Origin of the sequence: Alistipes sp. D31t1_170403_E11, assembly GCF_015553985.1 — a bacterium.
GTDB classification, from domain to species: Bacteria; Bacteroidota; Bacteroidia; order Bacteroidales; family Rikenellaceae; genus Alistipes; species Alistipes montrealensis.
Window position 1 is genome coordinate 19,527 of record NZ_JADNHQ010000010.1, and the last position, 14,347, is coordinate 33,873.

General features: G+C 59.5%; 12 protein-coding genes. 5 read left to right on the forward strand and 7 right to left on the reverse strand.

Annotated features, from left to right (window positions below; all coding sequences use genetic code 11):
* Positions 1-68: 68 nt before the first annotated feature.
* A complete protein-coding gene (locus I2E69_RS14110) occupies positions 69-1,253 on the reverse strand; it encodes a WG repeat-containing protein (RefSeq protein WP_288332346.1) in 1,185 nt (394 codons plus the stop codon).
* A 107-nt stretch (positions 1,254-1,360) separates the two neighbouring features.
* Complete coding sequence (locus I2E69_RS14115; RefSeq protein WP_195461876.1) at positions 1,361-1,906, reverse strand: peptidylprolyl isomerase; 546 nt, start codon at positions 1,904-1,906, stop codon at positions 1,361-1,363.
* Positions 1,907-2,040: 134 nt separating this feature from the next.
* Here I2E69_RS14115 and I2E69_RS14120 point away from each other — a divergent pair, with 134 nt between their 5' ends.
* Entirely contained in the window at positions 2,041-2,526 is a 486-nt protein-coding gene (locus I2E69_RS14120) for a hypothetical protein (protein WP_195461877.1), read from the forward strand.
* A 67-nt stretch (positions 2,527-2,593) separates the two neighbouring features.
* Here I2E69_RS14120 and gcvP read toward each other — a convergent pair whose 3' ends face one another.
* Positions 2,594-5,416 carry an aminomethyl-transferring glycine dehydrogenase gene (gene gcvP / locus I2E69_RS14125; RefSeq protein WP_195461878.1) on the reverse strand — a complete coding sequence of 941 codons (2,823 nt, stop codon included), beginning with the start codon at positions 5,414-5,416 and terminating at the stop codon, positions 2,594-2,596.
* 85 nt (positions 5,417-5,501) lie between these two features.
* Positions 5,502-7,172 carry a nucleoside kinase gene (locus tag I2E69_RS14130; RefSeq protein ID WP_195461879.1) on the reverse strand — a complete coding sequence of 557 codons (1,671 nt, stop codon included), beginning with the start codon at positions 7,170-7,172 and terminating at the stop codon, positions 5,502-5,504.
* A gap of 93 nt (positions 7,173-7,265) precedes the next feature.
* Between I2E69_RS14130 and I2E69_RS14135 the strand changes: the two genes are divergently transcribed.
* From I2E69_RS14135 to I2E69_RS14150, 4 genes are all read left to right on the forward strand, one after another.
* Positions 7,266-8,687 carry a bifunctional metallophosphatase/5'-nucleotidase gene (locus I2E69_RS14135; RefSeq protein WP_195461880.1) on the forward strand — a complete coding sequence of 474 codons (1,422 nt, stop codon included), beginning with the start codon at positions 7,266-7,268 and terminating at the stop codon, positions 8,685-8,687.
* A 254-nt stretch (positions 8,688-8,941) separates the two neighbouring features.
* Entirely contained in the window at positions 8,942-10,774 is a 1,833-nt protein-coding gene (gene rpsA, locus I2E69_RS14140; protein ID WP_195461881.1) for a 30S ribosomal protein S1, read from the forward strand.
* Between the two features lie 404 nt (positions 10,775-11,178).
* Positions 11,179-12,090 (forward strand): DKNYY domain-containing protein, encoded by a 912-nt coding sequence (locus tag I2E69_RS14145; RefSeq protein WP_229095547.1) that lies wholly within the window; start codon positions 11,179-11,181, stop codon positions 12,088-12,090.
* A 118-nt stretch (positions 12,091-12,208) separates the two neighbouring features.
* On the forward strand, positions 12,209-13,129 hold the full coding sequence (locus I2E69_RS14150) for a DMT family transporter (RefSeq protein WP_195461882.1): 921 nt from the start codon (positions 12,209-12,211) through the stop codon (positions 13,127-13,129).
* A 128-nt stretch (positions 13,130-13,257) separates the two neighbouring features.
* Here the strand turns inward: I2E69_RS14150 and rplI are convergent, their stop codons facing one another.
* The 3 genes from rplI to rpsF are packed head-to-tail and all read right to left on the reverse strand — an operon-like array spanning position 13,258 to position 14,344.
* Complete coding sequence (gene rplI / locus I2E69_RS14155) at positions 13,258-13,698, reverse strand: 50S ribosomal protein L9 (RefSeq protein WP_195461883.1); 441 nt, start codon at positions 13,696-13,698, stop codon at positions 13,258-13,260.
* Between the two features lie 19 nt (positions 13,699-13,717).
* Positions 13,718-13,996 (reverse strand): 30S ribosomal protein S18, encoded by a 279-nt coding sequence (rpsR, locus tag I2E69_RS14160; RefSeq protein ID WP_010265192.1) that lies wholly within the window; start codon positions 13,994-13,996, stop codon positions 13,718-13,720.
* A gap of 3 nt (positions 13,997-13,999) precedes the next feature.
* Positions 14,000-14,344, reverse strand: a complete 345-nt coding sequence (rpsF, locus tag I2E69_RS14165; RefSeq protein WP_195461884.1) for a 30S ribosomal protein S6 — start codon at positions 14,342-14,344, stop codon at positions 14,000-14,002.
* Positions 14,345-14,347: the final 3 nt, after the last annotated feature.

The window sequence follows — 14,347 nt, forward strand, 5'->3', positions numbered from 1 at the left end:
GGGAATTCCGAACAAAACAGGCGCACGATCTGCATCGTGCGCCTGTTTTGTCGTTGCCCGCTCCGGTGTCAACCTTCCTGGTACTGGCGTGCTTTCAGCGGATGGGCGATCTCCTGCCGTTCCCCGTTGCGCACGACCTGCGCCCTTCCGCCGCGAAACGGTTTGACGGCGGTGCAGTCCGGACAACTCAGACGTGTGCGGCCCGCCGTGTCGATGTAGTGCCACGTGCTGCCGAGCTGGACCGCTGCGAGTCCTTCGGTGAAGTCGAAGCCGCTGTCGTAAAGCGGTGCTATAACGACGCATTCCGGAGTCCGGTAACCCCAGCGCCCGCTCTCGACGAAGAGTTCGGGCTCCTCGTCCGATGCTGCCGCTGCGGGTTTTTCGCGGATTGCCTCGGCGAGCAGTCCCGCGAGACCGAAGAGCCGCAGGGAGGGGGCGCGCAGCAGTTGTGCGATGCGGTATTGAACGGCCATGCCGCGCTGTTCGAACAGCGCGAGCGTCTCCCGGTAGGCGGCGTCGGCGGCAATCCGCTGGGGACAGTACAGCAGTCCGTCGGTGCTTCCGTAGCGGTCCCAGAGCGTCGGGTCGGCAGCCAGTGCGTGCAATGCCGTCGAGATCAGCGCCGCGGGGTAGTCATCGATCCGTTCGTCGAAGTCCGCAGCAGTCCGTGCCGGGTGCTGGTAGGCAGCCGTGCCCAGTTCGGGGCTCGTCTCCCCGGCGAAGGCAGGCAGGTATGAGGCATCGAAGTCGATCGGATGAAGCGTTCCGTCGTCGCTGACGATGATGTTTTCGGGCTTCAGGTCGCCGTGGGCGCAGTCGTCGGTAACCAGTGCGAAGGCCAGCCTGTCGAACAGCCGGGCGAGGATTTGCAGGCATTCCCTGTCGCGGAGCGCAGCGGCCTGTGCAGCCGCCTCGTGCAGGGTGAGGCCCTCGATCCAGTCGCCGAGGACGACATCGACCCAGACCCCGGTTTGGGCCGAGGTGTGCAGGTAGAGCTCTTTTTCGAGCAGCCGATCGCCGTAAATCTCCTTCAGGTGGCGCATCGGGCGCAGGTAACAGCGCAGCGACCGGATGCGCCCGCCGAGGCGGATGCGGAAAACCGCCGCCGAATTACCGGCGCTGAAACCAGGACGGCCCCGTTCGTCGTGGCACACGTCGACTTCTCCCAGCGTGCGCGTCAGGCCGCGGGAGTCGAACAGGGTCAGGAGGTATTGGCGAAGGGTATACACCGTCTTGAACTGGGGAGTAAGCACCCTAATTTACGGATTATTTTTGGATTCGCCGCATTTTCCGGTTTCGGGAAGGCGGGCCCGGTCTAAAGAACAGGGCAAAAAAAAAGCCTCCGAAGAGGCCTTCTCGGTTAATGGCAGTTGCAGTGGCCGTCGTGGTCCTCGCAGCCGCAGTCTTCGTTGCAGCCGTCGCCGCAGTCGCCGCACGAGCATCCGCCCTGCAGGTCCTCGGGCGTCACGTCGCGCACCGAAACCACCTCCACCTCGAAGTTGAGCGTTTTGCCCGCCATCGGGTGGTTGAAGTCCATTTTCACGGTTGCGTCGCCTACCTCCTTGACGATACCCATCATGCGGTTGCCCTGGGCGTCGCTCATCGGAACCTGGCTGCCCTCGAAGAGGATGTCCTCGGCGAGTTTGCCGTCTACCATGAATATATCTTTCGGCAGGTCGACGATGGCGTCTGCAATCACTTCGCCGTAGCCGTCTTTGGCCTCAAGCGTAAACGCGACCGATTCGCCGATCTCCTTGCCCAGGATCGCCTCCTCGAATTTCGGAAGCAGCATGCCCGTTCCGAAGATGAATTCGAGCGGCTGGCCCGGACGCGACTGGTCTGCGATCTGTCCGTCGACGGTGAGCTTGTAGTCTACGCCGACCATTTTGTTCTGTTCTACTTTCATTGTATTTGATAATTAGGTGAATCTTGCTTTTACTGTGAGTTGACAAAGGTAGAAATTAAGTTTATATTTTGCAACGAGTTGCGTAAATGTCGTTTTTTTTCTATATTTGATAGAGCTAATCCATTGCTAAAATCATGCAGAAAAAAATATTCCTGACGGTTATTGCATTGTTTGCAGTGACGGCCGTTTTCTCTCAGGTCCGCTATCAGGGGCATTTGGCCGCCGGATACGGCATTCAGATCGGATGGGCGGACGCAAACCCGGTCAATGTGGAAACGACGCACGGCGTGCGGATAAATCCGCATCTGTTTACCGGAGCCGGCATCGGACTTGACTATCGGAGCTCGCTCGGAACATTGGATTACCATGTTTACGGCAATGTGCGGGGCTATTTGCTCGCCGAAGGGGCGACGCCTTTTCTCTCGGTCGATGCAGGCTACGGGTTTCTGGAAAATGACGAAGGGTTCTATGCTTCCCCGGCGTTGGGTATGAGCTGGCCCCTCGGGAATCGTTGTGCGCTGGCTTTTAATATCGGTTTCCAGATGCAGGATGTTGCAGAGCGGTTAGGGGGCCGAAGGTATGAGAAAAACGTGATTTTCAGGGCTGAATTTATGTTTTAACCCGGTGAAAAATAAAAAACGGATGAGTTTTCGCTCATCCGTTTTTTTGTCGGTCGGAAATCCGGGTCTACTCGCAGTTGCGGCAGCAGAGGTTGCGATCGCCGTAGCCCGCGTCGATTTTCGAAACGTAGGGGAAGAACTTCGCCTCGCCGACCCACGGGAGCGGGAAGGCCGCCTGTTCGCGCGAATAGGGGTGTTCCCAGTTCCCGGCCAGTTCCCGGGCGGTGTGGGGCGCATTCGCCACGACGTTGTCTTGCTGTCCGGCGGCCGCCTCGCATTCGCGCTTGATGCTTATCAATGCCTCGATGAAACGGTCCATCTCCTCCTTGGGCTCCGATTCCGTCGGCTCGACCATCAGCGTCTCGTGTACGGGGAACGAGAGCGTCGGGGCGTGGAATCCGTAGTCCATCAGCCGGTGGGCGATGTCGCCGCAGTCGATGTTGTAATCCTTTTTGAAAGAGGTCAGGTCGAGGATCATCTCGTGGCCTACGCGGCCCGTTTCGCCCGAATAGTAGGTGCGGTATTCCGGGGCCAGCGCCGCCGACATGTAGTTGGCGTTGACGATGGCCATCTCGGTCGCTTTACGCAGCCCTTCGGCTCCCAGCATCTTGATATAGCCGTAGGTGATCGGGAAGAGCAGCGCCGAACCCCACGGGGCCGAAGCGACGGCTGTGATTCCCTCGTCGCCGCCTGTGGCTACGACCGGATGCGACGGCAGGAACGCCCTCAGGTGCTCTGCGACGCAGATCGGGCCTACGCCCGGGCCGCCGCCGCCGTGGGGCATGGCGAAGGTCTTGTGGAGGTTCAGGTGGCAGACATCGGCCCCGATATAGCCGGGGTTCGTGAGGCCCACCTGTGCGTTCATGTTGGCGCCGTCCATGTAGACCTGTCCGCCCGCGTCGTGAACGGCGTCCACGATCTCGCGGATGCGGCTCTCGAATACGCCGTGCGTCGAGGGGTAGGTGACCATCAGGCCGCACAACTCCGAGGAGTACTCTTTGGCCTTGGCTTCGAGGTCCTCCACGTCGATGTTGCCGTTGGTGTCGCACGCTACGGTGACGATCTTCATGCCCGCCATGGCTGCCGATGCGGGGTTCGTGCCGTGGGCCGACGCCGGGATCAGCACTACGTTGCGGTAGCCCTGTCCGCGGCTCTGGTGGTAGGCGCGGATCACCATCAATCCGGCATATTCGCCCGCCGCGCCCGAATTGGGCTGGAGCGAGCAGGCCGCGAAGCCGGTGATCGTCGCCAAGTCCTGTTCCAGCCCGGCGATCAGGTCCATATAGCCCTTGGCCTGGTCGGCCGGGGCGAAGGGATGTATGTTCTGGAAGCCGGCCAGCGACAACGGCTGCATGAGCGCCGCGGCGTTGAGCTTCATGGTGCACGAACCTAAAGAGATCATTGAGTTGGCCAGCGATATGTCCCTCAGTTCGAGTTTCTTGATGTAGCGCATCAGGGCGCTTTCGGAGCGGTAGGCGCTGAAAACAGGCTCCTGCAGGTAGGGTGACTTACGGCGCAGGGCAGTTGGAACGTTGCTTTCGGTGACGGCCTTTACCGCCTTGGCTTTCTTGCCTTTGGCTGCGGCGAAAATGCCAGCTACGGCTTCGATCTCCGCAGGAGTGGTCACCTCGTCGAACGACATGCGCACGCGGCCTTCGGAGGGATAGTAGAAGTTGATGCCGTTTTCGAGCGCCAGCGATTGTACGACGGCGGCTTCGGCTTCGACTTCGAGCGTGTCGAAGAACTCCTTCGATGTTAATTTATAATCCATCGCCTCCAACGCACGGGCAACGGTGGCGGCGGCCAGGTGGGCGGTTTCGGCGGCGCGCTTCAGCCCTTCGGGGCCGTTGTAGACACAGTAGAAGCCCGTCATGGAGGCCATCAGGGCCGAGGCGGTACAGATGTTCGAGGTGGCTTTTTCGCGTTTGATGTGCTGTTCGCGCATCTGGAGCGCCATGCGCAGGGCCCGGTTGCCCAGCCGGTCGACCGAGACGCCGATGATGCGGCCCGGCATGTTGCGTTTGAACGCCTCGCGCGTGGTCAGGTAACCGGCGGCGGGACCTCCGAAGCCCATTGGATTTCCGAGGCGCTGTGCCGAACCGACGGCGATGTCGGCGCCCCATTCGCCGGGGGCTTTCATGAGGGCCAGCGACAGCAGGTCGGCGGCGACGGTCACCAGGGCGTCCTTGGCATGCGCCGCGGCCGTGAAATCCGAGTAGTCGCGCACGGAGCCGTCGGCGGCGGGGTATTGCACGATCGCGCCGAACTCCCTGCCTGTAAATTCGTACTGGTCGTATTCATCGATGATGAGTTCGATACCGAACGGTTCGCTGCGCGTGAGCAGCAGGTCGAGCGTCTGCGGGAAGATGTTGCGGTCGACGAAGAGCTGGTTGCGGCCCTCCTTGACGGCCTCGCGCGAGCGCAGCGAGAACATCATCGCCATCGCCTCGGCGGCGGCGGTTCCCTCGTCGAGCAGCGAGCAGTTGCCGATCTCCATGCCCGTGAGCGAGATCACGGCGGTCTGGAAGTTCAGCAGCGCTTCGAGGCGGCCCTGTGAAATTTCGGCCTGGTAAGGCGTATAGGAGGTGTACCATGCGGGATTCTCGAAGACGTTGCGCACGACGACGGCCGGGACGGCCGAAGGGTAGTAGCCCATGCCGATGAACGAGCGGTAGGGCTGGTTGCGGTCGGCCAGGTCGCGGATGTGCGCCGCGAATTCGTATTCGCTCATCCCCTCGGGCAGTGCGAGCGGCTTTTTGAGCCGGATGGACTGGGGAATGACCTGCGCGATGAGTTCGTCGGTCGATTTTACGCCGATCACATCGAGCATGGCTTTGAGGTCTTTTTCGTTGCAGACGCCGATGTGGCGTTCGGAAAACTTGTCGAACATATGATGAATTTAATAGTAGCAGTCTCTCGGAAACACGAGCATACAAAGGTAAATAATTGGCGCGGACGCGCAAAATATTCCGGGCTTAATATTGAAAACTGCTGCCGCCGATGAACTCGCGCAGGATCGAAGTGGGCGGGATTTCGTCGGGCGGGATGGGTGTGAAGTTGTCGAGGAACTTGAGCATGCGCCGCGCTTCATCGTATTCGGGAACCGTGTCGGGGACTTCGCGGAGGATTTTTTCGGCGAAGGGACGCAGCACCGAAATCTCGTACAGCAGCGACGAGTTGAGCATCACGTCGGCATTCTCCTGGTAGGGAAAGATGTGCTTCTCCTCGCCGCGGCGCACCGAGGCCCAGCGCGAGAGCGTGGAGAGGGCGTCGGCTCCGCGCTGGCGGTAGTCGCGCGTGAGGCGGCGGAGCAGGCGGTTGTCGGTGGTGGCGATGCGCGAGAGGTTGTCCATCGCCACGGACGTGAAGCACGAGATGTAGATGCGGAACTTCTGCGCGTCGGGGATCGAGGGCGTGAGGCGCGGATTCAGTCCGTGGATGCCTTCGATGATGAGGATCGAGCGTTCGTCGAGCGTCAGCGGCGTGTTGTGCCAGGTGCGGCGGCCCGTGATAAAGTCGTAGCGCGGGATGTCGACGCTCTCGCCCCGGATCAGGCGGCCGAGGTGGTCGTTGAACAGGGCGAGGTCGATGGCTTCGAGCGCTTCGTAGTCGTAGTCGCCGTTGGCGTCCTTCGGGGTCTTTTCGCGGTCGACGAAGTAGTCGTCGAGCGAGATCAGCACGGGATTCAGCCCCAGCACGCCCAACTGGATGCCCAGCCGTTTGGCCGAGGTGGTCTTGCCGCTCGACGAGGGGCCCGAGATCAGCACCATGCGTGTGCCGCGCGTGAGGTTGGCTTCGTAGATGGTGTCGGCCACCCAGGCGAACTTGCGTTCGTGGAATGCCTCGGCGAGCTTGATCAAAGCGCCGCCGTCGCCCGCGAGCACCTTCGAATTGACATCGCCGATGGTGGGGACGCCCATGATCCGGACCCATGACTGGTACTCCTGGAAAATGCCGAACATCTTCTCCTGGTGGACGTTCTTGTGGAGAGCGTCGGGGTCTGTGCGCAGGGGCAGGGCCAGGTAGAAGCCGTTGTAGTAGGGCTCGATGTCGAACAGCGTGACGTAGCCCGTCGAGGGGGCCAGCGAGCCATAGAAATAACCCACCGTGTCGTCGAGCGTATAGAGTTGGCTGTAAAGCCGCGGGCGGGAGTCCAGCAGGGCGATTTTGTCGGTGAGGCCCTCCTCGGCGTAGCGGGCGCGGACCTCGGTGGTGAGCATGCGCGTCCGCGTGATGGGCAGGTCGCGTACGGCGAGTTCCCGCATGCGGCTGTGGAGTTTCGCGGCGTCGTCGGGGGTGAATTCGTCGATGCCGTCGATCTCGCAGTAGAAGCCGCTCTGGCCCATCGAATGGCGGATGTGGAGCGTCTGCCCGGGGTAGAGGTCCTTGACGGCCTTTTGCAGCAGGAACCATGCGGTGCGCTGGTAGACGCGGATGCCGGCGAACGAGGTGATGTCGACGAACCGGATCGTCACGGGGGCATATATTTTGTAACTCAACTCTTTGATGCGGTTGTTGACGAAGGCCGCGAGGAAAGGATGCAGGCCGGGCGTCAGGCGTTCGGCAACCTCCAGCAGCGGGGTTCCCATCGGGACTTCGAGCTCTCCGCAGAGGTTCTCGCAGACGACTTTTATCAGATCGTTCATCGGGAAATTTTTACAATGTTTGATTCGTAAAGATAGGAATTATTTGTACTTTTGACAAATTATAATCCAAGTTGAAAAATAATGCCGACTAATATGAAAAGAATGTTTCGTGGGCTCCTGATCCTCTTCGCGGCGGTCGCCGTGGCTTGTGCTCCCCGGGAGCGGACGCTCGTGGTGCTGTCGACGAACGACATGCACGCGAAGATTCAGAACTTCCCCCGCCTGGCTGCCGCTGTCGAGGCGTGCCGCGATACGGCGCAGCTGGTGGTGCTGGTCGACGCCGGGGACCGCTGGACCGGAAATGCCTATGTGGATATGGCGCCGACGCCCGGGATGCCGGTGATCGCACTGATGAACCGGCTGGGCTTCGATGTGGCGACGCTCGGGAACCACGAGTTTGACCACGGGCAGGCTTTCCTGGGGCGCATGATCGACAGCATGGATTTCGAGGTGGTGTGTGCCAACGTGGTGAGCGACACCTGCACGTTCCCGCAGTTGCCGCCTTATACGGTGCTGGACGAGGACGGCATCCGCATCGGATTCGTCGGCGTGGTGACTAACTACGAAGGTCCGGGGCATCCCGCGGGCAACGCTTCGAGTTTCGCGGGGCTGGAGTTTCCCGATCCGCAGGCGATGGCGATGAAATATGCAGCCGAACTGCGGCCCGAGGTCGACGTGCTGGTGCTCGTGTCGCACATGGGCGACGACCGTGACGAGGAACTGCTCGGCAAGGAGACGCAGTTCGACCTGGTGATCGGCGGACATACCCACGAGCAGATCAACAAACGGGTGAACGGCACGCTGCTGACGCAGACCGGGAAGAATTTGCAGAACGTGGGTGTGACGGTGGTCAGGCTCCGCGGCAAAAAGATAGAGAGCGTCGATTACCGCCTCGTGCCGCTGGCCGATTATGCGCCCGACGCGTCGTATCAGGCCGAAGTGGACCGCTACTATGCCGAACCGGAACTGAACAAGCCCGTGGGGGCATTCTCCGAGACGATCGACAAGTGGGGCCTCGCCAATTGGATGGCCGGGTCGGTGGCTGACGAGACCGACGCCGATGTCGGGTTTTACCATATCGGCGGGGTGCGCCTCGATTCGATTCCGGCGGGCGGCGTGAGTACGGCGAAGGTTTACGACCTGGAGCCGTTCGGGACGGAGATCGCCCTGATGCGGATGACTCCGGCCGACATGCGGCGGATGATCGTTTCGAAGTACAACGACACGGAGAACCGCAAGGAGGCGCACCGCATCGACCTGATCTCGACGACGCCCTATGTCATCGTGACCGACGCTGAGGACAACGCCCTCGACGTGCGGTTCCCGAAGCTGCGCGAAGGCAAAGTCTACGAGGTGGCCGTGAGCGACTATGTCTACAAGAATTACAAGGACCTGAATTACTCCGACGGGAAGTTCACCGGCATAACGGTGGCCGGCGTGCTGCTCGAAGAGTTGCACGACGACAGCCCGCTGACCCCGGACAACAGGCCGAGGCAGGAGGTGCGCAGGAAATAGCCGCGATTCCGGCTATTTCCGGAGTCTGCGGCATCGTGCCGCGATCGTCGATCCGATTCATTCCAAGGCCCCTGCTTCGGCAGGGGCTTTTGCTGTTGGAACAGGACGCCGCAAATAAAACGCTGATATTTTGTATTTTCGCTGAAAAGCGTTACCTTTGTAGCCCTCGCGTACGCGCACGACGTGCCGGTCGTGGGGTATGATATTCAATATTAACCAATTAACGAGCGATTGAATCGCACAAAATTTCCACAATGGAAGAAGTAAAGAATGTAGTCGCAAACGAAAATTTCGACTGGAATGCTTTTGAGAACGACCTGAGTGTTTACGACCAGGACAAAGGCCAGATCACCGAGGCTTACGACAAGACGCTTTCGAACGTCAACGTCGGCGAAGTGGTCGAGGGAACCGTAACGGGTATCAACAAGCGCGAAATTATCGTCAATGTAGGCTATAAGAGCGAGGGTATCATCACCATCTCGGAGTTCCGCTACAATCCCGACCTGAAGGTAGGCGACAAGATCGAAGTCTACGTGGAGTCGGTCGAGGACAAGAACGGCCAGCTGGCCCTCTCGCACAAGAAAGCCCGTCAGCTCAAGAGCTGGGATCGTGTCAACGAGGCGCTGGAGAAAGACGAAATTATCAAGGGTTACATCAAGTGCCGCACGAAGGGCGGTATGATCGTCGACGTATTCGGCATCGAGGCGTTCCTGCCCGGTTCGCAGATCGACGTGAAACCCATCCGCGACTACGACGTATACGTAGACAAGACCATGGAGTTCAAGGTTGTCAAGATCAACCAGGAGTTCCGCAACGTGGTCGTTTCGCACAAAGCACTCATCGAGGCTGAACTCGAAGCCCAGAAGCAGGTCATCATGTCCAAGCTGGAGAAGGGTCAGATCCTCGAAGGAACCGTCAAGAACATCACCTCGTACGGCGTATTCGTCGACCTGGGCGGCGTAGACGGCCTGATTCATATCACGGACCTTTCGTGGGGCCGTGTAAACCACCCCGAGGAGATCGTGGCGCTCGATCAGAAGATCAACGTCGTGATCCTCGACTTTGACGAGGCCAAGAAGCGCATCGCGCTGGGTCTGAAGCAGCTTACGGCTCATCCGTGGGAGGCGCTTGACCAGAACCTCAAGGTTGGAGACAAAGTCAAGGGCCGTGTGGTCGTTATGGCCGATTACGGTGCATTCGTAGAGATCGCTCCCGGTGTGGAAGGTCTGATCCACGTGTCGGAGATGTCGTGGAGCCAGCACCTGCGTTCGGCTCAGGAGTTCATGAAGGTCGGCGACGAAGTCGAGGCCGTTATCCTGACCCTCGACCGCGAAGAGCGCAAGATGTCGCTCGGCATCAAACAGCTTACCCCCGATCCCTGGGAGAATATCGAAACCAAGTATCCCGTAGGCACGAAGACCACGGCGAAGGTGCGTAACTTCACGAACTTCGGCGTATTCGTCGAGATCGAGGAGGGCATCGACGGCCTGATCCACATTTCGGACCTGAGCTGGACCAAGAAGGTGAAGCATCCCGGCGAATTCACGTCGGTAGGCGCTGATATCGAGGTCGTGGTTCTGGAGATCGACAAGGAGAACCGCCGCCTGAGCCTGGGTCACAAGCAGCTGGAGGAGAACCCCTGGAACGAGTTCGAGAACCAGTATGCAGTGGACAGCATCCACGAGGGTACGATTACCGAGATGACCGACAAGGGCGCCGTGGTTGCCCTGGGCGAGAACATCGAAGGCTTCTGCCCCGCACGCCAGCTCGCAAAAGAGGACGGCACGACCCCGAAGGTGGGCGACAAGCTCGACTTCAAGGTGCTTGAGTTCTCGAAGGCTACCAAGCGTATCACCCTTTCGCACCTGCGTACGTACGAGGAGGCCAAGCGTGCCGAAGTCGCTGCCGAAAAGGCTGAGAAGCGCGCTGCTGCCGATGCTACGAAGTCAACCGTGAAGAAGATCAACGCTTCGGTCGAGAAGACGACGCTCGGCGACATCGCCGGCCTGGCTGCCCTGAAGAGCGCCATGGAGGCTGCCGAGGCTAAGTCGGCCAAGAAGGCTGCCAAGAAAGAGGATGAGGAGTAATTTCCGTATCCGATAACCGGACGCCCGCGCAGAGACCTGCGCGGGCGTTTTTTTTGTGCGGAGCGGGAGGGGCGGCGGCTGTCGGTTCCGGGCGGCGGGACGGTCCGAAGCGGAGGTGTTCGGGCCGTGCGGTCGGTCGGGCCGTCTGACGGAGCGCAGGGGGCGGACTGTGAAGTGTGGGGCCGTTGAGGCTGTTTGCGTTCCGGGCCGGCCAAGAGCGGAACCCTGTTTGGGCGCGGGCCGAAATGGCGGAGATTTGCACCCGGGAAGAGTCCGTGCACTTGATTTATGGGGCGGAGCGGCGTTATTTTGCGGTTTCGTCGTAAAATTTACCGGGGATTCCTTGCTCCGCGGACAATAACCCGGTATATTTGAGGTTAGATAATAAAGCAAACCGAAATCGCATGAAAAAACCGATTTTATACCTGTTAGCCGTGTTGGTCGTCCTTTCGGGCGGTCTGTTGTGGAACGGACGCGCATGTGCTGCCGAGACCCGGGCTGTGCAGCCCCGGCACGAAGAACGGCGCGGCGGATATTCGAAAGACAGTTGGACGGTCTTTTACCGGGGCCGGAAGGTGGAAGGGGCCGCGGCCTCCTCATTCACCGATCTGGGCGGCGGTTACGGCAAAGACAGTTGGAAGGTGTTTTACGAGGGGCGGGAGATGAAAGACGCCTCGGCTTCGTCGTTCGAATACGTCGGCCGGGGCTATGCCAAAGATGCGTGGAACTCCTTTTTCCAGGGCCGGAAACAGTCGGGACTGAACAGTCCTTCGCTGGAAGCTCTCGGCGACGGATACTCCAGGGACAGCTGGGCGGTCTATTACCGGGGACGCAAGATCGAAGGGGCTGCGGCCTCCTCGTTTCAGAGTCTCGGCGGCGGTTACGGCAAGGATAGTTGGAAGGTGTTCTACGAAGGCTGCGAGGTGAAAGGAGCTTCGGCAATGTCGTTCGAGAGCCTCGGCAGGGGGTATGGCAAAGATGCCTGGCATATCTACTTGTGCGGGGAGGAACAGCGTGACCGCACGGTGTCGGAGGAGGCCCTGGGCGGCGGATACAGCAAGGACAGTTGGACGGTCTGGTATCGGGACCGGAAGGTGGAGGGCGTTTCCGCTTCGTCGTTCGAAAACCTCGGGGGCGGCTACGGCAAGGACCCGTGGAAAGTGGTTTTCGAGGGGCGTGAGGTGACGGGCGCCGCTTCGTCCTCGTTCGAAAACCTCGGATGGGGATATGGAAAAGACGCATGGACGGTCTTTTACCGGGGCAAGGCGGTTCCGGGGGCTTCTCCGTCCACGTTCCGGATACCGGAGCGGCGATAGCAGACGGGTTTTGTTATACATCGGGCTTTCCCTGCGGGGAAGGCCTTTTTTTCTGCGGCGGAACGGGTTGGGATTCGGGCATTGTTTTTGTTTTTCTGCGGGGTAAACGACGAAACGGATGAACAAACTGAAACCCCACCTGGCCCTGTTGGTGTGCAATATCCTTTGGGCGATGGATTACCCTTTTTACAACATCGTCCTGCCCCGCTACCTGCACCCGATGGCGCTGGTTTCGGCGTCGCTGATCGTTACGGCGCTCTTTTCGCTCGTGCCGCTGCTGTGGCAGAAAGCCGAGAAGGTCGAGCGCGGAGATATTCGCAAACTGATCGGCGCTGCGCTGCTGATCGGCGTGCTGCGCAAGGTTTTCATCATGTTCGGATTGTCGATGACCTCGCCGATCGACGGTTCGATTATCGACACCATCGTGCCGTTGCTGGTGCTGGTGCTCTCGGTGCTGCTGGGGATGGACCGCTTCACGAAACTCAAAATCACAGGCCTTGTGCTCGGCATGGCGGGGGCTGTGGCGGTGGTGCTCGCAGGGGCTTCGTCGAGCCACGCCCATTCGCACCTCTGGGGCAATGTGATGATTTTCCTGTGTGCCTGCGCTACTTCCGTCTATATGGTGTGGTTCAAGCGGCTGATTGCCAAATACCGCATTACGACGGTCCTGCGATGGGTTTACTGTGCGGCGGCCGTCATGGCGCTGCCGTTCGGTATCGGACCGATCGTACACACCGATTTCACGGCCATTGCCCATCACGCCCTGTTCCCGGCGCTTTTCGTGCTGATGGTTCCGACCTATGTTCCGAACCTGATGCTCAATTATGCACTCAAGACCGTGCAGCCCACCGTGTCGAGTATTTACACCTATTTGCAGCCCGTGCTGGCGATCGCTATTTCCGTCGCGATGGGACTGGATAAGCTGCATGCCGATACGGTGATTTTTGCGTTGGTGATCTTCGCGGGGGTGGGGTTGGTGCTCCGGTCTTATCTGGTGAAGCCCCGGCAGGTCGATCCGCCTGCGGCGAGTCCGCATTAATTGCGGTCGGCGACTACCGGTCCAGTCCTCGGTCGGGGTGGACATACAGGGCTTCGGAGCGTATCGCCATCAACTGAAAAGAGCCTCCCTTTTGGGGAAGCTCTTTTCGTAATAGGTGTATCTTCGCGTTACTCGGCAGCGGAAACCGAGAACTTGATCGTAGCCTTCACGTCCTTGTGCAGGCGGGCCGTAGCTTCGAACTCGCCGACGGTCTTGATAGCTTCGACGCTGATCTGCTTGCGGTCTACGGTGATGCCCTTGGCGGCGAGCGCCTCGGCAAGGTCCGTAGCGGTAACCGTACCGAAGAGTTTACCCTCTTCGGCCTTCACGGCCAGCGACAGCGGCAGGTTGGCGATGGTCTCGGCCAGTGCCTGAGCGTCGGCCAGGATCTTGGCGTCCTTGTGAGCACGCTGCTTCAGGTTCTCGGCGAGAATCTTCTTGGCAGAGGCGGTAGCCGACTTGGCGTAGCCCTGGGGGATCAGGTAGTTGTTGGCGTAGCCGGGCTTCACGTTGACGATGTCGTTGGCGTAGCCCAGGTTTTCGATATCTTTGATCAGAATTACTTCCATGGTCTTGTCCTCCTTTTAATTATTTCATGCAATCGGTTACGAAGGGCAGGATGGCCAGGTGGCGCGCACGCTTCACGGCCTGAGCGACCTTCTTCTGGAACTTCTGCGAAGTACCCGTCAGGCGGCGGGGAAGGATCTTGCCCTGCTCGTTGAGGAACTTCTTGAGGAACTCTCCGTCCTTATAGTCTACGTACTTGATGCCGAGTTTCTTGAAACGGCAGTACTTTTTCTTCTTAACGTCTACCGATACGGGATTCAGGTAACGGATTTCCGACTGTGCTTTGTTGTCCTGTGCCATGGTTTACTCCTCCTGCTTGTTAGAAAGTTTAGCACGACGCTTCTCCGAGTATTCTACGGCGTATTTGTCCTGCTTGAAAGTTAAGAAACGAATCACGCGCTCGTCGCGGCGGTACTGCGTCTCGAGCGTGTTGATGATCGGGCCTTCGCCCGTGAACTCTACCAGGAAGTAGAAACCGGTGGTCTTCTTCTGAATAGGATAAGCGAGCTTGCGAAGGCCCCACGACTCCTTGTTCACGATCTGACCGCCGTTCTCGGTGATAACACCCTGGAATTTGTCAGCAACCTCCTGTACCTGTGCATCGGACAGAACCGGCGTGACAATGAAAACGGTTTCGTAATTGTTCATAAT